1 pseudogene is annotated in these 383 nt (G+C 77.3%); it reads right to left on the bottom strand.

Annotation, left to right across the window (positions count from 1 at the left end):
• A pseudogene (locus A612_RS09845) lies at positions 1–383 on the bottom strand (DNA polymerase III subunit gamma/tau); the annotation flags it as partial.

Raw genomic sequence — 383 nt, 5'->3', positions numbered from 1 at the left:
CGTCCGCCGGCATGGCGGCCGCCAGGCGCGCCAGCTCGGCCGCGTCCGGATCGGCCGGATCGGCCTGGGCGGCCTCCTGGGGCACGGCCTGCAGCACGGCCATGCGCTGCAGCACCGCGCTCATCTCCTCCAGCGTGGAGGCGGCCGAGAGTCCATGCACCCGCAGGGCCTCGCAGGTCTGCACCACCGCCTGGCCGTCGCCACGCGCCAGCGCATCGACCAGCGCCAGCGCCTGGCTGCGGTCGGCGCTGCCGAGCATCTGGCGCACCGCGCTTTCCTCGAGCCGCCCGCCCCCGAAGGCGATCGCCTGGTCGGCGAGCGACAGCGCATCGCGCATCGAGCCACGCGCCGCGCGCGCCAGCAGGCGCAGCGCCTGCGGCTCC

It is taken from the genome of Melaminivora alkalimesophila, from assembly GCF_000282995.1.
Lineage (GTDB): Bacteria > Pseudomonadota > Gammaproteobacteria > Burkholderiales > Burkholderiaceae_C > Melaminivora > Melaminivora alkalimesophila.
The sequence above is the reverse complement of the archived record's forward strand: the minus strand, read 5'-3'. Positions and strand labels throughout refer to the sequence as shown.